This window comes from Ghiorsea bivora (genome assembly GCF_000744415.1).
Taxonomy (GTDB): domain Bacteria; phylum Pseudomonadota; class Zetaproteobacteria; order Mariprofundales; family Mariprofundaceae; genus Ghiorsea; species Ghiorsea bivora.
On record NZ_JQLW01000008.1, the window covers coordinates 29,919 to 54,455 of the forward strand.

26 protein-coding genes and 1 pseudogene are annotated in these 24,537 nt (G+C 42.7%); 11 read left to right on the plus strand and 16 right to left on the minus strand.

Annotated elements, in window-relative coordinates:
- The 8 genes from DM09_RS06030 to DM09_RS06065 all read left to right on the plus strand — a co-directional run bounded on the left by DM09_RS06030 (position 1) and on the right by DM09_RS06065 (position 9,466).
- A complete protein-coding gene (locus DM09_RS06030; protein ID WP_157753624.1) occupies positions 1 to 1,968 on the plus strand; it encodes an LPS-assembly protein LptD in 1,968 nt (655 codons plus the stop codon).
- Positions 1,961 to 3,319: a peptidylprolyl isomerase gene (locus DM09_RS06035; RefSeq protein ID WP_232507773.1), complete on the plus strand. Its 1,359-nt coding sequence runs from the start codon at positions 1,961 to 1,963 to the stop codon at positions 3,317 to 3,319. Before DM09_RS06030 ends, DM09_RS06035 begins: the two co-directional genes overlap by 8 nt.
- Before the next feature lie 114 nt (positions 3,320 to 3,433).
- Complete coding sequence (locus tag DM09_RS06040) at positions 3,434 to 3,718, plus strand: L,D-transpeptidase Cds6 family protein (RefSeq protein WP_038248698.1); 285 nt, start codon at positions 3,434 to 3,436, stop codon at positions 3,716 to 3,718.
- 28 nt (positions 3,719 to 3,746) lie between these two features.
- Complete coding sequence (gene pdxA, locus DM09_RS06045) at positions 3,747 to 4,736, plus strand: 4-hydroxythreonine-4-phosphate dehydrogenase PdxA (RefSeq protein WP_038248700.1); 990 nt, start codon at positions 3,747 to 3,749, stop codon at positions 4,734 to 4,736.
- Positions 4,733 to 5,311: a YqgE/AlgH family protein gene (locus tag DM09_RS06050; protein WP_318024149.1), complete on the plus strand. Its 579-nt coding sequence runs from the start codon at positions 4,733 to 4,735 to the stop codon at positions 5,309 to 5,311. The genes pdxA and DM09_RS06050 overlap by 4 nt, the downstream gene beginning before the upstream one ends.
- Entirely contained in the window at positions 5,311 to 5,862 is a 552-nt protein-coding gene (locus DM09_RS06055; RefSeq protein WP_038248702.1) for a flavodoxin family protein, read from the plus strand. The genes DM09_RS06050 and DM09_RS06055 overlap by 1 nt, the downstream gene beginning before the upstream one ends.
- 19 nt (positions 5,863 to 5,881) lie before the next feature.
- Positions 5,882 to 6,826 carry a homoserine kinase gene (locus DM09_RS06060; protein ID WP_038248705.1) on the plus strand — a complete coding sequence of 315 codons (945 nt, stop codon included), beginning with the start codon at positions 5,882 to 5,884 and terminating at the stop codon, positions 6,824 to 6,826.
- Positions 6,827 to 6,937: 111 nt separating this feature from the next.
- A complete protein-coding gene (locus DM09_RS06065) occupies positions 6,938 to 9,466 on the plus strand; it encodes a protein kinase domain-containing protein (RefSeq protein ID WP_051938242.1) in 2,529 nt (842 codons plus the stop codon).
- Here DM09_RS06065 and mnmA read toward each other — a convergent pair.
- The 7 genes from mnmA to queG all read right to left on the minus strand — a co-directional run bounded on the left by mnmA (position 9,456) and on the right by queG (position 15,026).
- Complete coding sequence (gene mnmA / locus DM09_RS06070; RefSeq protein WP_051938243.1) at positions 9,456 to 10,571, minus strand: tRNA 2-thiouridine(34) synthase MnmA; 1,116 nt, start codon at positions 10,569 to 10,571, stop codon at positions 9,456 to 9,458. The genes DM09_RS06065 and mnmA overlap by 11 nt on opposite strands.
- A gap of 76 nt (positions 10,572 to 10,647) precedes the next feature.
- Positions 10,648 to 11,244, minus strand: coding sequence for a glutathione S-transferase family protein (locus DM09_RS06075; protein ID WP_038248708.1), 597 nt, complete (start codon positions 11,242 to 11,244; stop codon positions 10,648 to 10,650).
- A gap of 77 nt (positions 11,245 to 11,321) precedes the next feature.
- Complete coding sequence (locus DM09_RS06080; RefSeq protein ID WP_051938244.1) at positions 11,322 to 12,047, minus strand: hydroxymethylpyrimidine/phosphomethylpyrimidine kinase; 726 nt, start codon at positions 12,045 to 12,047, stop codon at positions 11,322 to 11,324.
- Complete coding sequence (gene thiE / locus DM09_RS06085) at positions 12,023 to 12,676, minus strand: thiamine phosphate synthase (protein ID WP_038248713.1); 654 nt, start codon at positions 12,674 to 12,676, stop codon at positions 12,023 to 12,025. The genes DM09_RS06080 and thiE overlap by 25 nt, the downstream gene beginning before the upstream one ends.
- Positions 12,677 to 12,766: 90 nt before the next feature.
- Positions 12,767 to 13,030, minus strand: a complete 264-nt coding sequence (locus DM09_RS06090; RefSeq protein ID WP_038248714.1) for a hypothetical protein — start codon at positions 13,028 to 13,030, stop codon at positions 12,767 to 12,769.
- A 197-nt stretch (positions 13,031 to 13,227) separates the two neighbouring features.
- On the minus strand, positions 13,228 to 13,896 hold the full coding sequence (locus DM09_RS06095) for an HAD family hydrolase (protein ID WP_038248717.1): 669 nt from the start codon (positions 13,894 to 13,896) through the stop codon (positions 13,228 to 13,230).
- On the minus strand, positions 13,893 to 15,026 hold the full coding sequence (gene queG, locus DM09_RS06100) for a tRNA epoxyqueuosine(34) reductase QueG (RefSeq protein ID WP_038248720.1): 1,134 nt from the start codon (positions 15,024 to 15,026) through the stop codon (positions 13,893 to 13,895). The genes DM09_RS06095 and queG overlap by 4 nt, the downstream gene beginning before the upstream one ends.
- A gap of 94 nt (positions 15,027 to 15,120) precedes the next feature.
- On the opposite strand from queG, the gene folE reads away from it, so the two are divergent.
- Both folE and DM09_RS06110 read left to right on the plus strand, forming a co-directional pair.
- Complete coding sequence (folE, locus tag DM09_RS06105) at positions 15,121 to 15,717, plus strand: GTP cyclohydrolase I FolE (protein ID WP_038249140.1); 597 nt, start codon at positions 15,121 to 15,123, stop codon at positions 15,715 to 15,717.
- A gap of 150 nt (positions 15,718 to 15,867) precedes the next feature.
- Complete coding sequence (locus tag DM09_RS06110; RefSeq protein ID WP_038248722.1) at positions 15,868 to 16,077, plus strand: cold-shock protein; 210 nt, start codon at positions 15,868 to 15,870, stop codon at positions 16,075 to 16,077.
- Between the two features lie 122 nt (positions 16,078 to 16,199).
- Here DM09_RS06110 and DM09_RS06115 read toward each other — a convergent pair.
- The 4 genes and pseudogenes from DM09_RS06115 to DM09_RS06130 form a co-directional block, all read right to left on the minus strand.
- Positions 16,200 to 16,819: pseudogene (locus DM09_RS06115) on the minus strand (IS1595 family transposase).
- Between the two features lie 51 nt (positions 16,820 to 16,870).
- Positions 16,871 to 17,947, minus strand: coding sequence for a cyclic nucleotide-binding domain-containing protein (locus DM09_RS06120; protein WP_038248724.1), 1,077 nt, complete (start codon positions 17,945 to 17,947; stop codon positions 16,871 to 16,873).
- A gap of 9 nt (positions 17,948 to 17,956) precedes the next feature.
- Positions 17,957 to 19,204 (minus strand): HD-GYP domain-containing protein, encoded by a 1,248-nt coding sequence (locus DM09_RS06125; RefSeq protein ID WP_038248726.1) that lies wholly within the window; start codon positions 19,202 to 19,204, stop codon positions 17,957 to 17,959.
- Complete coding sequence (locus tag DM09_RS06130) at positions 19,204 to 20,004, minus strand: ExeA family protein (protein WP_038249143.1); 801 nt, start codon at positions 20,002 to 20,004, stop codon at positions 19,204 to 19,206. The genes DM09_RS06125 and DM09_RS06130 overlap by 1 nt, the downstream gene beginning before the upstream one ends.
- 177 nt (positions 20,005 to 20,181) lie before the next feature.
- Here DM09_RS06130 and DM09_RS06135 point away from each other — a divergent pair, with 177 nt between their 5' ends.
- On the plus strand, positions 20,182 to 20,769 hold the full coding sequence (locus DM09_RS06135) for a histidine phosphatase family protein (protein ID WP_038248729.1): 588 nt from the start codon (positions 20,182 to 20,184) through the stop codon (positions 20,767 to 20,769).
- On the opposite strand, the gene fliW is transcribed toward DM09_RS06135, so the two are convergent.
- Genes fliW through DM09_RS06160 form a run of 5 tightly spaced genes read right to left on the minus strand, consistent with a single transcriptional unit; the run spans position 20,762 to position 24,535 of the window.
- Positions 20,762 to 21,199 carry a flagellar assembly protein FliW gene (gene fliW / locus DM09_RS06140; protein ID WP_051938245.1) on the minus strand — a complete coding sequence of 146 codons (438 nt, stop codon included), beginning with the start codon at positions 21,197 to 21,199 and terminating at the stop codon, positions 20,762 to 20,764. The genes DM09_RS06135 and fliW overlap by 8 nt on opposite strands.
- A gap of 1 nt (position 21,200) precedes the next feature.
- Positions 21,201 to 21,419: a carbon storage regulator CsrA gene (csrA, locus tag DM09_RS06145; RefSeq protein ID WP_038248731.1), complete on the minus strand. Its 219-nt coding sequence runs from the start codon at positions 21,417 to 21,419 to the stop codon at positions 21,201 to 21,203.
- A 28-nt stretch (positions 21,420 to 21,447) separates the two neighbouring features.
- Positions 21,448 to 22,329, minus strand: a complete 882-nt coding sequence (locus DM09_RS06150) for a flagellin N-terminal helical domain-containing protein (protein WP_038248733.1) — start codon at positions 22,327 to 22,329, stop codon at positions 21,448 to 21,450.
- Positions 22,326 to 24,062, minus strand: a complete 1,737-nt coding sequence (flgK, locus tag DM09_RS06155) for a flagellar hook-associated protein FlgK (protein ID WP_038248735.1) — start codon at positions 24,060 to 24,062, stop codon at positions 22,326 to 22,328. Before flgK ends, DM09_RS06150 begins: the two co-directional genes overlap by 4 nt.
- Positions 24,059 to 24,535: a hypothetical protein gene (locus DM09_RS06160; RefSeq protein ID WP_038248737.1), complete on the minus strand. Its 477-nt coding sequence runs from the start codon at positions 24,533 to 24,535 to the stop codon at positions 24,059 to 24,061. Before DM09_RS06160 ends, flgK begins: the two co-directional genes overlap by 4 nt.
- Positions 24,536 to 24,537 lie beyond the last annotated feature (2 nt).

Below are 24,537 nucleotides of genomic sequence, written 5' to 3' on the forward strand. Positions count from 1 at the left end.
GTGCGCAGCCTTATTGTTGTTGGTTTATGTTTGCTGCCTGTATATGCAAGTGCAGCAACCATGGTTGCTGATCAAATACAGCAAGACAGTTATGGGCAAATTTCGGCATCAGGTCAAGTGCAGCTTGAAGGCAAAGATATTCGGATTAAAGCTGAGCATTTGCGTGTTGATGCAGATTCTCAAGCTGGTGTTTTACAACAAGCTACAGTGTATTTTGATGGTTACACCCTCAAAGGTGAACGTTTGCAACGTATCGACCTTGAAACATTCAAAGGTGAAAATGTAGAGTTTAGTACCTGCCCAGAAGATGAGTGGGCATGGTCAATTGTTGCGGATGAAGCAAGCCTAGATAAAGAAGAAGGTTTGTTTACGGCGAAAGGTGCTTGGTTTGAACTGGGTGGTGTACCCGTGTTGTATGCGCCTGTTTGGCGGCAGGCGCTGAGCCGCCGTTCAGGATTTTTGATGCCTAAGGTTTCGAATAGTAGTCGGCGGGGGTCTGAATTTACATTACCTTTTTATTGGGCAGGTGCACCCAATTGGGATGTGATGTTGCAGCCGCATTGGATGTCCAAACGGGGCATGATGTCAGATATTGAATGGCGATATATGTCGAATCAATATAAAGCTTCGGTTCGATTACAAAGTATTTATGATGAGCAAACACAAACGCAACGGGGGCGGTTGCTTAGTGATGTAGCCTGGCAGATCAGCCCTGCTATTCAGGCAAATATTAATATTGATGCAATTACGAAAGATGATGGTTTGTATGTTGCAGACTTTCCTTTGTTAGGCGAAAATGTTTCCAAAGCATATTTGACCAGTACTGCTGCTTTAAGCTGGAAAGAAGGTCGGGATAGTGCAACGTTGAGCACGAGATACCAGCAACGTTTGGGTGGTTTAAGTAATGATGCCACATTGCAAACCTTACCGCGTTTTGACACCCAACATTATTTTGATATTGGTTTGTCCTCACAATTATCTGTGCAACAACAAACAACCCGATTTGATAGGATTTCTGGTTTTTCAGGGCTTCGCTCAGGCGTAAAGTCTTCACTCACCATACCCTGGTATATGCAAGGTGGTGCAGTATCGGTTTTTTGGGGTGTTCAAGGGCAAGTTGTGGGTTATGATACACAAAACTTTACATCCCAAACAACATCGTATGCGGCGGTAGCTTCTAGTTTACAGCTTGAAGCACCGTTTGAGCGCGTGTTTGGAGAACAACAATGGCGGCATGAAATTAAACCTGTTTTGCGTATTGATGTATCGGCTTCACCCAATCAAGCAGATATACCAAGGTATGACTCGGTTCTATTGCCTTTAAGTATTACCAATATCCTGCAAGGTAATCGTTACTCAGGTTGGGATAGGTTTGAGCGTATGCAACGGGTAAGTCTTTTGTTAGAGACATCATTGGAACACAAAAGTGAACAGTTGAATGTGCGCAGGGTGCTTGAAGGACAATTGGGTTTAGTGTGGGATGATTTGCAAACATCGGTGGATGCAGGTGTTGATGTGCCGCCTGCCAATCGCGTGTCGAATGTATTGGCAGAAATAAGTTGGCTGCCTAGTGTGCAAACACGGTTATCAGTAGGGGGGCAGCACGACCCTAAATTGAATGATTGGGTGGAGTCTCATGCTAGTATGCGCTGGTCTGGTGAGCAGCAGCAATATTTGGCTGCCTCATGGCAGCGCACCAAAGCCAGCCACTCCAGTGCTTTGGAGTCACTGAATGTAAGTGGGCAAGCACAGCTAAACCAGCGTTGGCATACATATGCTTCAGTTCAATATGACTTGTTAAGAAGCTATACGCTTCAAGCTATTGCGGGTTTGAAGTATGAACATGCATGCTGGCGTTTGGGTGTGGAAAGGTATCAAAATTATTTGGCTGGTAGTAATGGTGAAAGTGATATTGGCACGCGCATCTTGCTCGAATTTGATGGTCTAGGTAGCTTTGGTGATGGATAATTTTGTGAGGTTTGTTTTGATTAGTAAGAGAAGTATTTTGGGTTTGATGTTTGTTATGTTTGTTTCGGCACCAGCGTATGCTGAGCGCTTGGATGCGATTGCGGCTGTGGTGAATGGTGAGGTGGTTACTTGTTATGAGGTTGAGCAAGCTGAGAAAACTTTAAAAGACCAGTTGGTTCAGCAGGGCATTGCATTGCCCAGTGATAGCGTTATTTATCAGCGCAGTTTAGATGCACGCGTGATGCGAGCACTGCAACACCAAGAAGCACAAAACCTTGAAATAAAGGTTGGCGCTGAAGAAGTTGAAGCAGCTATGGCGGATGTTGAAAAACGAAATAAACTTGAGCCTGGGCAATTGGAAAGTGTGTTACGGGCACAAGGTATTGATGTTGATAACTATCGCCAAACATTAAAAGATAGACTGTTGAACTCACGATTGATGAATATTGCTGTGCGCTCAAAAATTAGCATCAGTGAAGAGGCTATGCGTGAGTATTATCGTAAACATTTAAAGAACCCTAAACCTGCGCGTGAAGTACGTGTTGCGCAGTTGTTTATCGCTCTGCCAGCAGAAGCAGATTCAGCGGCAGTGGAAGCAACTCGGCAGCGGGTGAATGCCTTATATCAGCAGTTAAAATCGGGTGCTGATTTTACACGTATGGTTACTTTGGAGTCTGATGCGCCTGACTCGACATCAGGTGGTGATATGGGCTGGGTTTCACCTGGGGCAGTAAAAGGAGCTTTTGCACAAGTGTTTTCGCTTAAAGTGGGTGAGTTAACCGATGTGATTCGCTCTTCTGGTGGTTTTCACATTCTTAAAGTAACAGATGAACGTATGCGTAAACCGCAAAGCACGGAAGCTTATGAAGAGGTACATGCACGACATATTTTGATTAAGGTTCCTGATAGTGCTGATATGAATACACAGATGAAAATCAGACAACGTGCTGAGAAAATTGCTAAAGAAATGCAAGGTGTTTCTGATAAGGCTTTTGCTGTTCGGGCAAAAGAGCTGTCACAAGGACCAAGTGCATCACGAGGCGGTGATTTGGGATGGTTTAAACCTGGACAGATGGTTCCAGCATTTGATCAAGTGGTTTTTACTATGAAAGCTGGTGAAACAAGCGGTGTGGTAGAGACACAGTTTGGTTTACATATCATACGTGTGGTGGAAAAACGAAAAGTGAATCCCAATGCATTTGAGGCACGTAAAGCTGAAATTGAGCAGCGTTTGATTGAGGCTGAAATGCAGCAGCAAGTTCCACGATGGTTAAACAGTCTGAAAGAACAAGCACAAATTAAAGAGATGAGCTGTAAAGACTTATTGCCTACAGCACAGACTGAAAAGTAGTGATGGGTGTTGCGGGTCAGAGCTAACAGTTACCCGCTGAAACCACTGAAGATGGGGTTGCAGAAAAAGCACAAGCTGAGGCTAAAAGTTTTGATGGCATGGTAGCACAAGGATATGCAAGCTTATTTTGCAGCTTATGATAATCATGTTTTACCCAATACGAAGTGTGTAAGTTTTGTGCAATGGAAAAAGTATAAGCAAGCTGTTGTACCCCAACACCAAGATATTCGTTTGGTTATTGAAACTGTTGAGGTTGAAGTGAGCCCCAGTGCAGATGAGGAGAGTTTTGTTCTTGGCCAAAACTTTAAGTCCAACCGGCTGGAAGAGCGTGATTGTAAGCAGGTTGTTTTACGTCAAGAGGATAGAGCTTGGAAAATCGTTAAAGAAGTTACGTTGTAATCAAAGGCGTGATTGAAGAGAAATTATTATGAAACCATTTGTATTAACTGTGGGAGAACCCGCAGGTATAGGGCCAGACTGTGTATTGTTGGCATTTCAAGCTCAACCTGAGATATTTCGCAATATTATTGTGATTGCTAAACGTGGTTGGCTTACAAGTCGTGCGAAAGTTTTGGGTTTATCCATGCTAATTTTAGACTGTGATGCATCATTCGAACGGGATGTGGCGCGAGATATTCTTTGGGTTTATGACCCTACAGATGACGGAATGCGCGTTGTTATTGCTGGTAAACCTTCTGTTGAAGAAGCTGAATCTGTGGTGTGTTGTATTCGTATTGCTGCAGAAATGTGTATAAGTAAACAAGCCGCAGGTTTGATTACAGCACCGATTGAAAAGGCAGTTTTAAAAGATGCCGGTTTTGCCTTTCCTGGGCATACGGAGTTTCTAGCTGATATTGCAGGCGTTGAGCGGGTGGTCATGATGTTGGCATCACAGGTGGTACGCATTGCGCTGCTGACCACACATGTAGCGATTAAAGCGGTGCCTGATTTGCTTAATCAAGCGGATACCATCACCAATATTCGTATCACTTATCAAACCATGCAACAGCAAATGGGTATACCAAAGCCACGTTTGGCATTGTGTGGTTTAAACCCTCATGCAGGGGAACAAGGTCATTTTGGCAAAGAAGAAATTGATATTCTGACACCTGCTTTAAATGTTTTAGCTGAGCAGGGTATTGTGGTTGATGGCCCACTGCCTGCCGATACGCTATTTTCAGCAGATATGCGTCAGCATTATGATGCGATTGTATGTTGTTATCATGATCAAGGTTTGATTCCTATCAAGGCATTGAGTTTTGGGGATACGGTTAATGTGACATTGGGTCTACCTTTTATTCGTACAAGTGTTGACCATGGCACGGCATTAAGTCGTGCAGGAACTGGGAATATCAGTTATACTAGTTTAATAGCTGCAATTGAAATGGCGCAAAGCCAATATCGGAGTATATCATGATTGAAGATATGGTTGGGAAAGTTTTGCTAGCAACACCTTCAATGGTTGACCCTATGTTTAAGGATAGTGTGGTTTTGCTTTGTCATCATGATGATGAAGGTTCTATGGGTTTGGTATTAAACAAAACACAGGGTATCAGTGTGTTTGATGTATTGGATGATATGGGTCTTTGTGATACGCCACTGGGCAAAGGTGAAGCACAAATGAAATTTGGTGAAACATGGGTCTATGAAGCAGGTCCTGTGGATACATACCGTGGTTTTGTATTGCATGCTGAGCATACGATTTATGACTCTACAATGCGTATTCATGATGATTTATACCTGACAACATCCAAAGATATTTTGGAGGATTTGGCACAAGGCAAAGGCCCTGAGAAGTTTCTTTTGTTGCTGGGTTATGCAGGGTGGAGTGCAGGGCAATTAGAGCAAGAAATGATAGAAAATGACTGGTTGCTGGGGTATGCCACACCAACTTTGGTTTTTGATACACCAGCAGAAGATAAGTGGACATTGGCAGCGCATGGTATTGGGATTGAACGTGGTCAGTTAAGTACACAAATTGGGCATGCCTGATGCAGGTATTGATTGCCTATCACTCAGATTATATGCATACACAAGCTGTCGCAGATGCCATTGTAGCAGGTGCTAAAGCAGCGCTGGCGGATGCAGATGAAGTGGCAAATGTAGTTCTAAAGCAGACTGTTGATGTTGGGCTTGATGATATGTGTGCAGCAGACGTGCTCATTTTTGGTTCACCTGTGCACATGGGAAGCATGGCTTGGCAAATGAAGCAGTTGATTGATTCGGGTTCAAAGCTGTGGATGGCGGGTGAACTTGAAGGTAAAATTGGTGGTGTCTTTGCCACCTATGGTGGTTATGGTGGGGCAGGTGGCGGTGTAGAGCAAACATTGATTGCGTTGCATGCAAACTTTTTAGAGCACGGCATGCTTGTTTGTGGTTTTCCACGTTCACTGTCGGGTTATGCATATGCTGGTCTGCACTGGGGTTTGGCTGTGCGCACGGGTAACGAAGAAGGTATGCCAGAAGGCATTGATGAAGCTGCATTGCTTGCAGCACGGGCGTATGGTTCTCATGTGATGGAAACAGCGCTTCGTTTGAAATAACAAAAAGGTTTAATGTCCAATGTCCGTTTATACAGAACTTACAACACAAAATTTTGAATCCATTCTTGTAGATTATAGCTTAGGCAAGTTGCAATCTTATACAGGTATTGCTGCAGGCATTGAAAACAGCAACTTCTTTATTGATATGCAAGATGGTAAGCGATATGTGCTGACTGTTTTTGAGCGTTTGGATGCACAAGAGTTACCATACTTTATGCGTTTGATGAAACATTTGGCTAGCCACGGTTTGCAAAGCCCAGATGTGATGGTGCGTAAAGATGGAACGCTTATTTTTGCTTTGGATACAGAAGAGGGTATCAAACAAGGTTGCATAGTGTCGTGTTTAGCGGGTGAAACGCTGGACTTTCTTAATGAAGCGCAGCTTGCTTCATCCGCTGGAGCTTTGGCTACGTTGCATGTTGCAGGCAGCAATTTTGCTGAACACAGAGAAAATCCAACAAATTTTACTTGGCTTGAAGATACCATTGCAGACATGCAAGCGGATGTCGCCAAAACTTATGGTCAAGATGCGTTGGACTTGTTGAATGATGAACTTGCATATCAAAAACAACAACATGTTGGAGATTTGCCTAGCGGTGTGATTCATGGGGATTTGTTTGTTGATAATATCTTGTTTGAGGGTAACCAAGTATCAGGTGTTATTGATTTTTATTATGCGCATAACTCGGCTTACGTGATGGATATTGCGATTGCCATCAATGCACAAGCCATTGTGTTTGGTGATGAGGATAAAGCGCGTATGGCAGCATTTTTGAAGGGTTATGAATCCAAACGTGCTTTAACGGCTGCTGAAAAATCGGCGTTGCATGATTTATTGCGCTTGGCGGCATTGCGCTTTTGGGTATCACGTTTATTTGATGCATTATACCCAAGAGATGGGGCAATGACACAAACCAAAGACCCTGAGGAATACCGCGAGAAGCTTTTATTGCATCGTGCTTAACTATACGGGTTAATGATTGCCTTTATGGTTTAAAGACACTACCTTAAATTGTGACGTAGCTTGCGGAATGACAGTGATTGGTTGCTTACTGTGTTGGCTGTTGAGGAGTTCATGGGTATTATTTTAAAGAAAAATACGTTTTGGATTGTGTTGCTGGTGATGATATTGCTGGTGATGCAGTGGTTGCACTTTTCTCCCATTCCACAGGTGAACCAGTTTATTTATGATCATAGTATGCAATTGGTGCATAAAAATCCCAGTCATGCGGAGAATATTGTGTTGGTCAGTATTTATGCTGATGACCTTAGCCAGCAAGATAGTGATATACGGCTTAAACAAGTGATTGCCAATGTGTTAGCAGTGGTGCGTGAAGCCAAGAGCAAAAGCATTTCCATTTTGATACCGCTTGATAAGCGTGAAGCTAACTCTAGCCTGAGTTATTTGGATAATATTGAAGCTTATTTGCAGGGTATGGAACAGCCCAAGTCGGATATTAAAGCGTTAACCAGTTTGGTGGGTATGGCGCGTGATGATTTGGATATTGATAACCTGTTGGCTAAAGAAATTCACAAGGCAAAACATATTTATTTGCCTTTCTATATAACCAAACCACTTTCTAAGTTGCCTGACTTCCTGAAATCATCGGTATTGAAAGCGCAACAGCAACAAGATGTATATGATATGACTTGGTTTATGCCGCAGCGTTATGAAAGGGGTGTGGTGTACACTGATGCATTCCCATTGCAACGTTTAGCCAAGGGCGCGTATGGCTTGGGTTATTTATCGACTTGGTATGATGCTGCTGATGGTCGCGTACGCAGCGTGCAATTGGCACAAACTTATGCCCAAACATGGGTGGCAAGTCTGCCTTTATTATTATCTGCTGAGATGATGAATCTACGCGCTAAAGATATTGTGTTTGCACCTATGCAGTATGTAACATTGGCCAATAAACACATTCGCCTTGATGATAAACAACGGGTTTTACCACATTTTTATACCGCATTGGATGAAGCCAGTTCAGTGTTTCAGCGCTATACATACCAGCAGCTGATGTCTGGCGATGTCAGCAAACAGCTTCGGGGAAAAATGGTGCTTTTGGATGCACCAGACCAACTGCAGCCCATTTACACGCCCATTGGTGCGTTATCAGGGCCTGCAGAGCTGATGGCGCACACAGTAACCAGCTTATTAAATCAAGATGTTTATATACAGTCGCCCAATATGTTGTGGGTCGTATTCGCGGTGTTTGTATTGCTGGTGTTATATTTAATCTTTGCTTTACCAAGATTACGTTTGATGACGGGTGTTTTGTTAAGTTTATTTATATTGGTGCTTTTGCTTGCAGGCGAAGTATATATGCTTCTAGGCCAGCAGGTTTGGTTGTATGGCGGCATAAACATACTGTTATTGCTTGTTGGTGCATCTTTGGTATTGATACGAAAACTTGTGCAAATCATGCATCACAAACAAACCTTAGAGATGGCGCAAGTCAATAGGCAGCTTGGTTTGATGTTGCAGGAAAAAGGGAAGTTGGAACAAGCATTTGAACGTTTCCAAAAGCTTCCTATGACTAAGGCTAGTTTGGATTTACTTTATAATTTGGCATTGGACTTTGAGCGCAAGCGTAAGTTCAACAATACGGTTGCGGTGTATCAATATATTTTACAGCAACAAGCTGACTTTAAAGATGTTGCCAAACGTATGGTTTCCGCTGAAAAAATGCAGCATGTTTCAAGCATGGGTACAGGGCAATTTAGTACGATTACCTCCTTATTGAGCCAAGGTGATGAAAAACCTATGTTGGGTAGATTTGTCTTGGAAAGAGAATTGGGTAAAGGGGCTATGGGTGCGGTTTATCTGGGTAGAGACCCGAAAATTGACCGTGTCGTAGCCGTGAAAACTTTAGCATTGGCAGAAGAGTTTGAAAGCACTGAGGTGAAAGAAGTGGAGCAGCGCTTTTTTCATGAAGCCAGTGCTGCAGGGCGCTTGAATCACCCCAATATTGTTACCATTTATGATGCAGCAGAAGACCATGACCTTGCTTATATCGCCATGGAATATATCGAAGGTAAATCATTAAGTGATTTCTCACAAAAGGATACTTTATTACCTGTGCCTGTGGTGCTGAATATTATTGCCAAGATTGCCGATGCCTTGGATTATGCAGGGAAAAAAGAGATTGTGCATAGGGATATAAAACCTGCCAATATTATGTATCATGAAGAAAGTGGTACGGTTAAAGTCACCGACTTTGGTATTGCGCGTATTGCTTCATCAGGACGCACGAAGACGGGTATGATTTTGGGTACACCCTCATTTATGTCACCAGAGCAAATGAATGGGCAACCTGTGGATTCGCGCTCAGATATTTTTTCATTGGGTGTCACCATGTATGTGTTGCTCACAGGTGTGAAACCATTTCAAGGTGATTCGCTGGCAGCAATTTCTTATAAAATTGTAAATGATAAACACTTAGATATTTTGATGGTACGCAGTGATTTACCCGTATGTGTAAAAAGTATTATTAACAAAGCATTGCAAAAAGAGCCTGATAAACGCTATCAAACAGGTGGTACGATGCGCAGGGCTTTATTACGTTGTCTTAAAACGGCTGTGGAGAATGAGGCTACTGGATGATGGATGAAACAATGCCGCCACCAACCAGTTCATCACCCACATAAAATGCGGCAACTTGACCTGGAGCTGTGGGGCGCTGTAGTTCATCAAAAATAAGTATGGTATCGCTACCATCCATTTGAATCTTGCATGGTGAAGGGCGCATTTGATAGCGTACTTTGGACAGTACTTTTTCTTCGGCTTTAATATGACGCAACCAAGTGGTTCCAGAGACATTCACTTCACGAATCAAAGCATCTTCTGGTGGGGCGACAATCACACGTGCAGTTACACCATCTAACTCGACCACGTGCCAAGGTCCATTGGGTAAACCTAAACCTTTGCGTTGCCCCAGTGTGTAATGTGCAATGCCTTGGTGGCGACCAAGAATATTACCTTCGCGGTCCATAATATCACCAGCTCTAAAACCTGCTTCAGCACCTTCTTTTTTCAGAAAGGCAATGCGGTTTCCAGCAGGGATGAAACAAATGTCTTGCGACTCATGTTTTTCAGCTGTCATCAAATCATAGTGGCGAGCTAAAATGCGTGTGCCATCTTTTTGCAAATGCCCTACAGGAAACAAAATCCTGGAAACTTGCTGTTTGTTGGTGGTGGCTAAGAAATAACTTTGGTCTTTGATTTGGTCGTTGCCACGGTAAATATGTACCCCTTCTTCATCATCGTTGCGTTGTACATAATGCCCTGTTGCGACATATTTAGCTTCGAGTTCATCTGCAGCATTGAGCAGTGCGCCAAATTTCACAAACCGATTGCAACGTTCACAAGGGTTGGGGGTGCGTCCTGTTTCATAGTCTTCAATGAAAGGGTTGATAACATTCTCACGAAAGTTTTCACGCATATCCATATTGTAAAATGGAATGCCGATTTGGTCGCAAACGCGACGTGCATCATAAGCATCATCCAATGAGCAACATGAACCATGTCCAGATACTTCATCGCGGTTGTAGTCCCAAACGTGTAAAAAAACACCAATCACATCAGCGCCGGCTTCTTTGAGTAGTGCGGCAACAACAGAAGAGTCAACGCCGCCAGACATCGCAGCAATCACACGCACACCTTTGAGGTGTGATAAGTCAGGTTTGAGTGATTGAATGTCTGTTGTCATTAAAACTCCGTGTGAAAACAAAAAAGCCTACATGTTTTGCAACAATGTAGGCTTTTATATGCGTTGTATAAAAGGCCTACAGACTATCGCGCAGCATTTTCTCATGCTCAGATAATGAGCGTTCAAATGCAGGGCGTTCAAAAATTCTGTCCATGTATGCTTCAAGGTTAGGCCAATCAATGGTGCTGATACCATTGGATTCTAAACGCCACAATACAGGAGCCAATGAGATGTCAGCAAGTGAGTATTGTTCACCAATGAAGAATACTTGGTTTGCCAAGTAACCATCTAAAGATGCCAAATATGCTTTCATTTTTTTGCTTGGTTCAGATTTTTTCTTCAAACGAACCAAGTTGTAATGTAATGGGTAAACTTCTTCTTCAATACGCATTACAGCCAAACGCATTTGGGCGCGCTCTGCTGGTGAACCAGGTTTAAGTGGCGGGTGTGGGTAGCGTTCATCCAAGTATTCATTGACAACAGAAGGTTCAAAAAACACAACGTCACGATCAATCACGGTTGGTAATTTACCATATGGGTTGATTTTCATGAAATCGGAAGGGAGGTTGTCTTCATCCAACTCAAAGGTTTCAACAGGCAACTCTTTTTCAGCCAATACAATACGTGTACGGTGTGAATCAGGTGAAATGCCACTTGAATATAACTTAATCATTTACTTCCTCCAGCAAAAAAGGTTGCGGAATATACCATTATTTACAGAAAAATAAAGGTCGTTTGTTTGAAGGTTTGTTAAAGGTCAGATTGTAACCAATTGTGGGCTTGTTCAATGGCAGATAGCAGGTTCCTATCCATAGCATAATATGCAGCAATTGCCGATGCTAGACGACAACCTGTGCCATGTAGGTTTAAGGGTGAGATGTTTTGTTTAGTATGTTCAAATATTTCGATATTACCGTAGGTATCGCAGAAAATATCGCGTAATATATTGCCTTGCCCGTGCCCTCCTTTGAGTAATACAGGGGTTTGGTAGGCTAAAACCAAAGCGGAGGCTATTTCAATAGGGTCTTGATTTTTTTGACTTAAAAAATAAGCAGCTTCTTGTAAGTTTGGTGTCCAAAGCATGCTGTGTTGAAGTAGCTTCTGATAGGAAGTTTTAGCTGTGGTTTGTTCAAAGAGCAATTGGCCTGATGATGCAATCAATACAGGGTCTACAATGAATGGTGTATTGCTAATAAATGGTATGAGTGCTTCTACATGGTCTTGATCGTATAACATGCCCGTTTTGATACATGCTACATCATAATAGCTGGTGATTGCTTCAAGTTCTGCTTGGAACTGGGGTATAGAAGAAGCTTGGATATGCAATATTTCTTTGGGGTTTTGTGCGGTGAGTGCGGTGGTTGCCGAACAACCTTGCACACCCAAAGTGTTAAATACGCGCAAGTCAGCCTGAACCCCTGCACCAGCGCAAGAATCTGAGCCGCCTACACTTAGGCAGACGGGGCGTTGTTCCACAATGTTACCATGTTTTCTGCGTTGGTTTGTACATCCTGCGCTGAGCCTTCAAATAAACTAGAAATCACAGCCGCATAGGTTGCACCTGCCATTTTTATCATCACTAGGTTATCGAGGGTAATGCCGCCGATTGCACATATGTTTGCATCGGGAAACATGGCACAAGCTTTGGTTAGGCGTGGCACACCAATCACAGGTACATCCGATTTGGTATGTGATGCAAACACTGCACCAAAAGATATATAATCTGCACCATATTGCAGAGCAGACTTGGCATATTGCGCATCGGCTCGGGCTGTGATGCCAATAATAAAATCATCAGGTGCTTGGCTGCGAAGTTTGGCAAGCTCTGGGGCATCGTCTTTACCCAAATGCACACCATCCGCAGCACTTTCTAAGGCAAGCTGTATGGAATCATTGATGATAAGTGTAGTATCATATTTTTGGGTAAGTTCGCGCAGCGCTTTGGCACGTTTGAGACCACGTTTAAACCCTTGTTTTTTATCGCGAAGCTGTAAGATGCAAACGCCGCCAAGCATGGCAGCTTCTGCTTTTTCGAGTAGAAGTTCTGTTTCAATGTCGGCGGGTAATATGCCGTATATACCGGATGTCATTTCTTTTTGAGCCATGCCGCAAGTGTAACCTTATGCGGAAAAGGTTTCCTTAACTTTTATTCTGCGAATCATGTTTGAATGCATACTCAGTGAACTTACTCTTCTTTATAGTCCATTTGCCATGTTAACATAATACTGCATCGCAGCTTTATGTTGTTTGATAGCTTTGGGAGGTAATTTGCCTGCCAGAGTTAGTTGTTCTACAAAATTATTTATTTCTTCATTCGAGCCAAGATTTTTAGTGCTTAGATTGAGCCCCAAGTGCTTGGAAACGCTGTTAAGCGACTTGATAACCCCACCCACGTTTTCATTAGCATGAAGTTTTATTGTTTTTAAATAACCTTCAAATTCAGTTTGATACTTGATCAATTTTTACACTCCTTGTGTTTATTTTTAGCAAATAAAAAATGGCAGACATGAGTCCGCCATCTCTTATAATCCATTATTCTAAAGCTATAGCAAAATCACCTGCAAGTGGTGTAAGGGTTTGCGCAGTATGCAGCAGCCCCTTAATATACCTTGCCTGAGAGCAAATGCTCCAAAGAAGGTGAAAACCTTTATGAAACTTAGCCGATAAGTTTTAGTAAATCCGTGAAGTGTGGAAGGCTAACCACTTTATCTGCATATTCAGCAGGCACATCTTGATAACCATGTTCTGCGAAAGCAACAGTATGACACTGCGCTGCAAAACCAGCTTCAACGTCAAAACGCGTATCACCAACCATCACGGTTTCACTGTGGTCAACGCCCATTGCACGACAGCATTCTAACAACATATCAGGCGCTGGTTTTTTTGGAAATCCATCTTCTGGTGATAATGCCAAAGTCATATAACCATCAAGGCCTAAAGCGGCAGTCACTTTCACGCGCGCTTTGGCAGGTTTGGCAGTCACGATACACATTTTATAACCTTTGCTTTGTAGGGTATCCAACGTTTCTTTCACGCCAGGAAGCATTTTGCCTTCATCGGCTGGATGCTGCTCATAAAAATCAGTGAATGCATGATACATCGCCATGGTATCAGGGTGATTCATAGGTTTACCAAGTACGTTTGAAGCAAGTTTTTGAGCGCCGCCGCCAACATGGGGTTGGGTTTCTTTTGTGGTCATTTGAAAGTCATAACCCAGTTTTTTTAAGGCACGGTTTGCATTAGCACGGATATCGGGAAGAGCATCAATCAATGTGCCGTCCAAATCAAAAATGAATGCTTTAATGGGTTTCTTGTTATTACTCATGTTTTCCTCTCAAAACTGGCGATTTCAGCCAATATTTCATTATGTTGTTCTTTTTCTTTCAATAACTGTATATGTTTTTGAACATCTTGCTGTTGGCTTGCAAGTTGCCCCAGTGCCCACACGGCATGACCACGAATCAAAGGTTCATTGTCATCCAAAACACCAAGCAGTTGCGGTACAAAACTTACGTCACCACTATTACCCATGGCAATGCATACATTGCGCAACAGCCCCGCACGCTTGGTTCTTTTGATGGCGGATTTGCGAAACATTTGGCGAAAACCTTCATCGTCTAAGGACAGAAGCATAGCAAGCTCTGGCAAAAATGTATCCTCACGTGGTTTGAGGAAATCGTTTGATGGTGCTTTAACTTTACTGTTCCAAGGGCAAATTGTTTGGCAATCATCACAACCAAAAATTCGATTGCCCATAGCTTTGCGTAAGTTCTCAGGGATAAAACCTTTAAATTCAATGGTTAAATACGAAATACAAAGACGCGCATCCACCACATAAGGTGAGACAATGGCACCTGTGGGGCAAGCGGGTATACAATCGGTGCATGTGCCGCAGTGCAATGTTGCTTCGGTGTCAGGTTCAATGTTCGCTGTGGTGAAAAGCTCAGCCAAAAAAAACCAAGAGCCATATTCACGGTTAATGCTCAGTGAGTGTTTACCTTGCCATGCCAGACCACCTTTGGCAGCCAGTGCATGTTCTAACACGGGTGCTGTATCCACATAAACGCGTTGCCCATGTTGACCCAACAGTGCATCCAAATCTCGCGCCAAAGCTTTAAGTTTTTTCTTCATCAGCTCGTGGTAGTCATCACCTCTGGCATAACTGGCAATAATACCTTGCTGTGGGATTGCGTGTTTATGGTTGGGTGGAGAATAAGGCATGCCTAAAGAAATCACGGTTTGAATATCATCCAACATGGTCGCTGGGTTTTTACGCCTATGGGTGCGTATTTCTTCACCCATATAATCCATGTCACCATACATTTTCGCATCTACCCATCTGTCTAAAGCTTCTTGGTCAATCGCATTAACTTGCGGATGGGTGAAGGCACACAAGGCAAAACCGTGTGTTTGGGCGAGCATTTGAATTTCTTGTTTTGGGTCGTTTTGTACCATGGCGCTATTTAAGCATATCAAACTTAGAGAATGTATCGTTTTATATTCGTTTCGCATTGAGCTATGGTTGCGGCAATATTTGCAGGAGAGCATTATGCCCAATGAATTTGATGTAAATGACCCGAAAAATAAAGAAGCTATGGCGCACGTGAAAGCTCTCTTGGCGCATTTTGGTGAAGATCCAGAGCGTGAAGGTTTGTTGGAAACACCCAAGCGTGTGGTTAAAGCATTTGAAGAATATTTTTCAGGCTACAAAGAAGATCCGTCGGAACATTTGAAAAAAACCTTTGAAGAAGTCGAAGGTTATGATGAACTAGTGATGGTGTCGGATATTGATGTGCATAGCCATTGTGAGCATCATCTTGCGCCGTTTTTTGGTAAGGCGCATGTGGCATATATACCCAATGGAAAGGTCGTGGGTTTGTCTAAACTTGGGCGTTTGGTGGATGGCTTTGCCAAACGGTTGCAGGTGCAAGAAAAGTTAACCATGCAAGTTCATAATGCCATGGAAGAAGTATTGCAGCCTGCGGGTGTGGCGGTGATTTTGCAGTGTAAACATTCATGCATGTGTTACCGAGGGGTGAAAAAGCCTGATGCAGTAACAACAACCTCCAAGTTGAGTGGTGCATTTCTGAATAATCCATCCTCGCGTTTGGAGTTGTTTCAACTGATTCATAATCACGGTCTTTAGTTTTTGTAAGATTTATGTTGACCTTAGCGCATAAAATGAACATCATGCCGTTCGTATTGGTAAGATTTTAGTACAAGCTGGTTTTAGGATTGGTAACTATTAAGAGAAACAATGCAATTTAAGATGTAACACAAGAAAGAGGAAAGATACATGTCTAATCAAGTAGAAGGAACTGTAAAATGGTTCAATGACGAGAAAGGTTTCGGTTTTATCGAGCAAGAGGGTGGCGATGACGTATTCGTACATCACACTGCGATTAACTCTGAAGGCTTCCGTTCTTTAGAAGAAGGCCAAAAAGTAACTATGGAAGTAGTTCAAGGTCAAAAAGGACCACAAGCAGAAAACGTCGTTCCTCAATAATAGTTTTGTAGGAGTTCTGCCTTAGGGCAGACGGTTTCAGTTTTGTTTTCAAAGGCATTGTAGAAATACAGTGCCTTTTTTATGTTCACTGTTGATGGGATCGTCTCAGATAACTAAATATTTTACTTTCTAACCCGTTGTTTTAACAGTACTAATTGTTCCTTTGGACTTGGGTTGTTGAAACGCCACTCACATTCCTTCAAAAAGTAGTACAAATGCGCTTTGGGAACACCATTAAATTTAAGCATATGACGTTTGGCTTGGTTTCAATACCATTGATGTGATTATGCTTATGTGCAAACAGCTTTGAATGGTTAATTCGATAGTGCTTAAATTCAGAAATATCTAACATATTATAGCCCAGTCAACAGTCTATATAAACGATGCTATTAGGCTTTACTTTACTTTGAATAATGGGTATTAAAGTTGATGATTTTGCATCAGATATAATCTTGGTATAGACCTTACCAACCCTTTTAAGCAAATCAAAAACAGGCACTTTACCTGCATCCTTTCCTGTGACCGCCAAAGTAGTTTTCATCAACTTCAATCTCACCACTTAGAAATTCAGCCGTTTCTTGTTTAACTTCAGTGCTAATCATGACCCGCAAACGGTGATAGTAATATACACCTGTTTTACGATTTAGCCCACCAATTCAGAAGCACATCTAGCTGTACTTCCAGTTACAAAATGCTCCATTAGCCGTAGCTGTTTTGAATGACTTAATCGACTCTTCCTCATGCTGTCCCTCACCATAACTATTTCTAGTTATCTGGGGCATCCCCTACTATTTTACAGTCTGGATATTTCTTGCATCATCTTCACTTTTTGCATATCGGCATGCTGTACCAGTTTTTCTTTTAACGGGGGGTAAGCTACGCTGACATTTAATAAATCATCAAACGCTATATGTGCAAGTGATGCATCTGTTTTGGCAGCAAGCTCTGCCATACTTGTGGTTTCACCGCCGTGTAGTGAGGTGTCTCCAGCAATGGATAAGGGGGGAAGAGGGGATAACATCACCTTTTCTTTATTGCGATTATGTGCCAAATAACAAACATGCCCGCTGATGACAATATCAATGCCATGCACGGGTTGTTTCAAATCATAAATAAGTGTGTTGGCTGCAAAGTGGCGTATAGTGAGTTTTCTTGCGAGGTATTTGGTGAGTTTTAAAGGCAGGGTCTGAAATACATCATTGCGAGCAAGGGCTTGTACATGTGTGCGAAAAATAGCGCGTTGTTTAAGCATTTTATCCAGATGTGGGTTGCCTTTGATCATGGATGAAACTTTTTTTCGGGGAATCTCTACTACTTTTGCGGTTGGCGAAGATACAAAAACATCAATATCCATAGTGCTGGGTTTGAGTAAGGTGTGTTCCCCCAGAATATCGAGTTCTCCCATATGTTCTACGAGAATGCGCGTGCCTTCGTGGTTGATAGCAAACGCATCAGCATTGCCCTCTACAATAAGTGTAAGGGTATCACTTAAATCTTCAGCGCGACAAATTGCTTGCCCTTCTTTGAGTTTCTTCTGATGTATTTTCAACCAAATTTTACTGGTTAACTCATGAATGATTTTCCCCGTAATGGCATGTTTATCATGATCTTCAAAGGCTGTGTCATCCAGCAAGATACGTCCAATTTGTGGGTGTTGTTTGGCAAAAGCCTTGGCTTCTTTGGGTGAGCGTTTAGCAATAATATCATGCAAATGTTGTAAGGTGATGGTTGCTGTTGCTTCGCGACCTAGGGTTTGCAACATTTTGGCGTACCGCTGCAAATAAGACTCGTTATCGGGGTACATTTCAACCAGATTAGCATAAGTATCCAATGCTTTTTCCAGTTCTTTTTTTGTGATTTTTTGGGCCATATTTGCCTACTAAGTATTATCACTTCCTAATGATTCTTCATACATGCACTTTTGAATCATAAGGTTGGGTTGTTGTTTTAAATCGATTTCTCTAGCCGTGATAGGGTTACCATTGCTATCCATGTTGATGTAAACCACAGGGCGCAAGGGGAATTTACTGTGCACCATGATAACCTGACCAATTTCTCCAGTGTTAAGCTGAACGAAAGTTCCAACGGGGTATAGCGATACAGCTTCAATCAATGCTTTGAGCAATATGGGGTCAAATGCTTTTTTGTGACGGTTCACCAGTTCACGAATAGCATCACGTGGTAATAAACGCGGACGGTAGGGGCGAATATGAATCAAGGCCTCAAACATAGATAACAGACCGACAACACGGGCAATCCAAGCAATATCATGCCCTGATAACCCTTGTGGACCACTACCATCATAGCGTTCAGCAGCTTGCTCTGCGGCAAGTAAAATATTTTCATGAGACACATGGCATGATTTTAAGTATTTCACAGCATTTTCAGGCGCTTGGCGAATTAAAGCAAGTTCATCTTTGGTCAGTTTACCAACTTTTTGACGGACTTCACTAGGCACCATTGCCATACCAATATGATGCAGCATCGCCGCGCTGGCATGTTGCACGATGGCGTTGTGCTGTAGTTTTAAGCGTAAACTTATTTTGATGGTATAAAGCATCATCATGATGGATTTTTCAACCAAATCATTCACGCTGCAGTCGGTATTGCATATTTGTTTAATATTACGGCTGATTTCTAGTTCCAAAGCATCCAAAACCTTGGTGTTATCTTCAAGTTGCTCCATGAGATTTTGTAGTGAGGTATCTAAGGTGCTTAAGTCAGTCGCTTCTTGTTTTTCAGCAGCTTGGAAAATTGTTTGCAAAGACTGGCTCACTTCTTGAAGCCAAGTTGCAACAGAAAAATTATGTATATGTGTTGACGTATTTTCGGTTATAGGTTTCTGTTTCACAGCTTCTTGCGTATTTTCTTCCTCATTTGGTAAGGCATCAATACTAAGTTCTTGCGCTTGACTGGTTTGTTCATCTTCAGGGAGGTTTGCTTCATCAAGAAGCTCTGTTGTTACCACAGGTTCTAATGTGGAATCATGATTTTCGCCCTGTTGGGCATAAGGGTTATGTTGGTTGCTTGTTGTGTTTGCAGCTTCTGTGACTTTAATACTATCATCAGTCGTAGCATGTTTTTTATGTTGCTGGTGTGCGCGTAATAAATCAAAATACTTTGTCATTAGCCTGGATACCTTTGCATGGTGGCTTGCACCAATTTGCTATCAATCAATGCAGATGATGTACGTTGTCCAACGAGCAAACACCGATCCATCAAGTGGTTGATACGCCGTGGTACACCGCCTGTATGCTGATGAATAAGTATGATGGCTTGTTTGGTTAAAATAGGGCGCTCGCAACCTGCAATTTGTAATCGGTGTAATACATAATTTAAAGTATTTTGTGTGTTTAACTTGCCTACATGCAGGTTAAGTGCGACGCGTTGCTGTAGTTGTGGAATTTGCGCGATTTTTTCTTGTAATTCAGGTTGTCCTACAAGCAGTAGTGTGACCAAGAACCTATCGCCGAGTTGAAAGTTAAGCAGTAAACGAAGTTCTTCTAAGGTGGTGATGTCAGGAACACTTTGGGCTTCATCAATACAAATCAGGGTATCTCTGTTTTCCGTGGCATTTTTGCTGAGATGTTCTCTAAGCGCAGTTAAAAGAATGTTTTTATCTTTTTCAACGATGCCCAAACCTAGTTGTTGACTAATTTCAAACAACATTTCTAAAGGGGATAAGCTTGAATAGTTGATTAAAGCAATATCAAAACGTTCTTGGGGTAAATCAAGTAATACGCGTTGGGTGGATGTGGTTTTTCCGCAGCCAATTTCGCCTGTAAGTACAATGGCTCCTCGTCGACGTATGATAGCATCATAAAGGTCTTCACAAAGGGTACGATGTTCATCGGTTTCATAATAAAAATGTGACGACGGAACATTGTCGAATGGAAAATCATTCAGCTTCCAATGTTCAAGATACATATCCAACTCCTTTGCAAAACATGCTGCTTTGGCATGGGTTAACATACACGCACATTGCATAATCAAGCAAATATACTGCCATAATTCAAGTTTTGGCAGTATATTTTTGCAAGTGCATAAGGTTGGTATATGTTTGCCCTATTTATAATAGCCGCTGTAAGGGTAAAGAGGAAGGGTATGCTGATCATTGATTTGTTGCGACATGGAGCCTTGCAAGGTGGGGTGAAATACAGGGGTGCTTTGGATGAAGACTTAACGCAAACGGGGAGAGAAGCCATGGATAAGGTATGGCAACAGCTGCAAGGTGAGGTGGATACGATTATCTGCTCACCACTGTCACGTTGTGCTGAGCCAGCACTTTTATGGGCAGAACAGGCTGATATTCCTTGTGTAGTTGAGCCTGCGATTCAAGAATTATCCTACGGTGATTGGGAAGGGCTGACTGCAGCACAGATTGAACACGCATACCCAGGCATTTTGCAAGCATGGCGACAAGACCCTACACCAATGACACCACCCAATGGTGAACCGATGTTGGATTTTTCCAAGCGTATACAAGTCTTTTTGCATCATTTGATTCAAGAACATAAACATGGTCATGTATTATTGGTCGCGCATTCAGGTTCGATTCGCATGTTGATTGCGCATGCTTTACAAGCCCCTATTGTTAGTACAAGACACTTGTCTATGCCTTATGCTTGTTGGAGTCGCTTAAAGGTAGATAAGGGGCATGTGAGCTTGCAGTTTCATGCCAAGACTATGTAAGGTTAGGTTGGTGCATCCAAGGGTAACGCAGCTCTAAATCCGTATCATTACGGATACATTGCAAGCCCATGGATTGGCTTTCGTTGATGGCAATGGGTGCTTTGAGGTTGGCTGTTACCCAAGTTTTGTCGGCAAAAGGATTAAGAACAAGCATCCACATGATATGGTCGTCTTTATCAAGTTTAAGGCAAGCGCGTTGCTCTTTACTTAATGTTGGAGGTTCACCCAAGCGGGCGGTGTCCCAAGGGGTTAAAATAAATGATGCCTCTTCATATTCTAAAGATTGCATACAAAGCATATTACCTTTGCCTTCGTAAATAAAAGCAAAACGTGATGCATCAGGAAACCCCGCTAAACCTCTAGGGAATGAAAACTCACGTATTGTGTTGGGCTGAACAAAGCTTTGAAGGGGAGAAGAAATTGCTGTCATATTACTTACCTTGCTTGAGCCAAGCTAGTGCATCACCAGCCATTGCGGCCTTATTTTCTTGCTGAATTTGTTCATAAATTTCTAATCTATGGACTGCTACATCTTCGGGTGCTTCGATACCAAAGCGGGTAATACGCCCGTCTTGGATATCAAGTATGACAAGGCGTATATCATCATTGATACGTATGGCTTGCCCAATTTTTCGGCGTATGACCATCATAGTCGGCGGCTCCTTTTAAATGTAGCCATTAGCGTAAATAATTTACCAGTGACATACTTTTTAAGTTGGCAATTTGGGTGTAAGCTGCTTTTAATGCCGTGTCGGCGGTTTGCATATCCACCACGAGTTTTGCAACATCTGCCGACTCATGCTCACTTAGTCGCTTATCAATCGCAAAACTCATATCACTATAGGATGCCTTATAACTTTGAATGGCACTGATTTGCCCACCCACACGGCTGGTTAAGTCGATGACTTCATTGGTTGCTGAGGTGAGGTTGCCAATGGCATTGCTGATACCTTGCCTATCGCCAGTTTCTAAAGCGGTGATAAAAGATTGTAGTGCTGTGAACGTATTGGTGAAAGCAGGCTCATCACCCCGTACATTGGTAGTAATGCTTTGATTGGTATTCACGGCAACTGTTCTGTCTTGGTTGGAACCTTGGTATTGGTATGCCCCAGTTGCATCTTGGACAAAAGCTGTTGCGCCTGTGTCGGTACCCGCAAATAAAGCTTCTCCCATCCATGTTTGGTTGGCTGAGTTGGCAACTTGATCTAATAAGTGGCGTACTTCAACAGCTGCGGTGAGTTGTTCGCCAGCGCTGGTTTGTGCTGATGATTGTTGTACAGCTAAGGTTTGCGCACGGGTTAACACATTGCTGATGTCATTAAGCATAGTTTGGCTTGAAGACAAGCGTGAATCCGCAATAGATAAGGCTTCAACACTACCTTTGATTTGGCTTTGGGTATGGCGTAAGTCTAAAGATATTTTGTAATCTAAACCTGCTTGAGCAGGGCGTTGAAAACGCGTGCCTGATGAAATCGCTGCATTGGCATCATTTTTTATTTTGAGTTGTTTATTGATACCTACAGTGAGGCTATCGTACATTTGGTTTTGGGTTACTCTCATCTTAATATCCCCATCAAGGAATCCATCATTTGATTGCTTGTTGATATAACTTTTGCTGAGGCTTCATAAGCCCTTTGAAACTTCATCATGGCAATTAACTCCTCATCAACATTAACACCTGATACGGCATCACGTTGTTGGGTGAGACTATCGGCTTCGGCTTGGCGGTAAGCGCCTTGCTGATTGGCGAGACCAACATCAAGCCCATATTGGGAAGACAGTGTTGAAATACGGCTATGTAAACTTGCGGCAGGGCTTCCATCTACACTCAGTGCTTGGTCTTGTAGGTTCATGATTTGTACAGCTGCGGTATTGTCACCAGCAAATATTAATGAGCTACCCTGAGCAATACTGCCTGTATTGATGGCGCTGGCATTGTTTTGAACCTGTTGTGAAACGACAATGTTTCCTGCTGTCGCACCATGAAAGAAGCTATTTACTTCATAGGCTGCAAGGAAGTTGCTGGTATCATTAGAAAATGCCATGGTGTTTGCACCTGCATCAAGGTTTAGTCTGCCCGCAATATCGACACTTGCTGTAACACCAGAACCTGATGCATTAATGGCTGTGACAACATCATTCATGGTTGCACCAGCGGCAAGGTTGATGGTGAAGTCACTGCTTGGTGTAAGTGGTGTGCCTGTTGCATCATAGACATGCAGGCTAAAGCTACCTGCTTGTACTTGCCCTGCAAATGTAACGCCTTGGCTTGGGTCATTGAGTGCAAGAGCAGGGTTAAGTGCACCTTGCCCTGATTGTACAATAGATGCACGAGTTCCGCCACCAGCACTGCTATGCACTTGGTTGGTGGTGTAGGCAAGGTTGGCTGCAAAGCTATCCAAACTATCCATATAACTTTGAAAATTACCATCGCGTAATGCCAATAAACCACCCAATGAACCGCCGGTGTCTAAACCTTGAATGGGTGCGTTTTTTCCTTGGATAACAATATCCCGGAAACCATTTGCACCCGTAGTATTACCGCGCTGAAGGTGGCGTGCTGTACCATCATGGGTCAACATGTCACCGCCCTTGGTTTGAATGAGTACATTACCATCTTGCGTATTCACTTGCTGAATAGGGATGATTTGTGCCAATTGACGAATGGCTTCATCACGTTGATCGCGTAAGTCGTTGGCTGCACTAGATGCACCTTGTTGGGATGCTTCTTGTGATTTAATTTGATTGCTTAAAGAAGCAATGGCATCAATTTTAAGGTTTGCAGCATCAATTTGTTGATTGATATCTTGATCTAAACTTTGCTGGGCATTGCTAAGCTGGGTATACATTTGATTGAGCTGGGTGGTTAAAGTCTCACTTTTGTTCAAGACATTGTTTTTTTGTGCCACATCTTGGGGGTTGTTGCTTAGTTGCTGCCATGATAGAAAATAGTCATTTACAGCTGCTGATAGCCCCGTGTTATCCAAACTACCAAATGCACTCTCTACTGTGGTTAAACCTGATGTCACTGTATTCCAAAATGCAAACTGTGAAGTGTTTTCACGCATGGCATTGTTAATGAGTGGGTCAACGCTGCGTTGGATGTCATTGAGGTTTACCCCACGACCTAAATTTAAGTTGCCAATACTTACAGGGCTAGCGGTAACAATATTAGGACTTTGTCTTGAATAACCAGGGGTGTTTACATTTGCCATATTGTGCGACAATACATCAATTGCTTTTTGCTGCGCGCGTAAGCTTGATGCGGCAATATTTAAAGATGCGAAACTCATCTGGATACCTGCTGCGTGGCATAATTTTTTTGGTAGGTTTGCGGTACATCAACCGCACCAATGTGTTGTAAAATACTGGTGGTTACATTCCAAGCGGCGCGCAAACGTAAATGGTTTTCAATGTGATCTTTTTCTAAGGTCTGCATACGGCGCATTAATTCAATACGCATGTTTTGCAACATGTCTGCTTCATCATCAGCATAAGCATCAATTAAATATTCCATGGTATGCTGGCTATCACTTAAACCCATAAGACGTTGGCACCTGCTTTCCAATTCATCGAGAATACTTTGGGTGCGAGCCCTGCGTTCAACAAGTTCAGTCAGAGCGGCGGCATTAAATACTTTCATGGCATCACGCTCTTCAAGAATGATGTTTTCTTGTTCAGTAATGCATGTATGCATGTCCTGTAGAATTTGCCGTATCATGGCTGGCATTTGGCTGATGTGATGTTCAGGTGTTGAATGATTCATGG

Excerpts from the sequence above, each read along its gene's own strand:
- DM09_RS06035 (WP_232507773.1), top strand. The coding sequence starts at position 1,961 with ATGGATAATTTTGTGAGGTTTGTTTTGATTAGTAAGAGAAGTATTTTG.
- DM09_RS06040 (WP_038248698.1), top strand. The coding sequence starts at position 3,434 with ATGCAAGCTTATTTTGCAGCTTATGATAATCATGTTTTACCCAATACG.
- pdxA (WP_038248700.1), top strand. The coding sequence starts at position 3,747 with ATGAAACCATTTGTATTAACTGTGGGAGAACCCGCAGGTATAGGGCCA.
- DM09_RS06050 (WP_318024149.1), top strand. The coding sequence starts at position 4,733 with ATGATTGAAGATATGGTTGGGAAAGTTTTGCTAGCAACACCTTCAATG.
- DM09_RS06055 (WP_038248702.1), top strand. The coding sequence starts at position 5,311 with ATGCAGGTATTGATTGCCTATCACTCAGATTATATGCATACACAAGCT.
- DM09_RS06060 (WP_038248705.1), top strand. The coding sequence starts at position 5,882 with ATGTCCGTTTATACAGAACTTACAACACAAAATTTTGAATCCATTCTT.
- DM09_RS06065 (WP_051938242.1), top strand. The coding sequence starts at position 6,938 with ATGGGTATTATTTTAAAGAAAAATACGTTTTGGATTGTGTTGCTGGTG.
- mnmA (WP_051938243.1), bottom strand. The coding sequence starts at position 10,571 with ATGACAACAGACATTCAATCACTCAAACCTGACTTATCACACCTCAAA.
- DM09_RS06075 (WP_038248708.1), bottom strand. The coding sequence starts at position 11,244 with ATGATTAAGTTATATTCAAGTGGCATTTCACCTGATTCACACCGTACA.
- thiE (WP_038248713.1), bottom strand. The coding sequence starts at position 12,676 with ATGGCTCAAAAAGAAATGACATCCGGTATATACGGCATATTACCCGCC.
- DM09_RS06095 (WP_038248717.1), bottom strand. The coding sequence starts at position 13,896 with ATGAGTAATAACAAGAAACCCATTAAAGCATTCATTTTTGATTTGGAC.
- queG (WP_038248720.1), bottom strand. The coding sequence starts at position 15,026 with ATGGTACAAAACGACCCAAAACAAGAAATTCAAATGCTCGCCCAAACA.
- folE (WP_038249140.1), top strand. The coding sequence starts at position 15,121 with ATGCCCAATGAATTTGATGTAAATGACCCGAAAAATAAAGAAGCTATG.
- DM09_RS06110 (WP_038248722.1), top strand. The coding sequence starts at position 15,868 with ATGTCTAATCAAGTAGAAGGAACTGTAAAATGGTTCAATGACGAGAAA.
- DM09_RS06120 (WP_038248724.1), bottom strand. The coding sequence starts at position 17,947 with ATGGCCCAAAAAATCACAAAAAAAGAACTGGAAAAAGCATTGGATACT.
- DM09_RS06125 (WP_038248726.1), bottom strand. The coding sequence starts at position 19,204 with ATGACAAAGTATTTTGATTTATTACGCGCACACCAGCAACATAAAAAA.
- DM09_RS06130 (WP_038249143.1), bottom strand. The coding sequence starts at position 20,004 with ATGTATCTTGAACATTGGAAGCTGAATGATTTTCCATTCGACAATGTT.
- DM09_RS06135 (WP_038248729.1), top strand. The coding sequence starts at position 20,182 with ATGCTGATCATTGATTTGTTGCGACATGGAGCCTTGCAAGGTGGGGTG.
- fliW (WP_051938245.1), bottom strand. The coding sequence starts at position 21,199 with ATGACAGCAATTTCTTCTCCCCTTCAAAGCTTTGTTCAGCCCAACACA.
- csrA (WP_038248731.1), bottom strand. The coding sequence starts at position 21,419 with ATGATGGTCATACGCCGAAAAATTGGGCAAGCCATACGTATCAATGAT.
- DM09_RS06150 (WP_038248733.1), bottom strand. The coding sequence starts at position 22,329 with ATGAGAGTAACCCAAAACCAAATGTACGATAGCCTCACTGTAGGTATC.
- flgK (WP_038248735.1), bottom strand. The coding sequence starts at position 24,062 with ATGAGTTTCGCATCTTTAAATATTGCCGCATCAAGCTTACGCGCGCAG.
- DM09_RS06160 (WP_038248737.1), bottom strand. The coding sequence starts at position 24,535 with ATGAATCATTCAACACCTGAACATCACATCAGCCAAATGCCAGCCATG.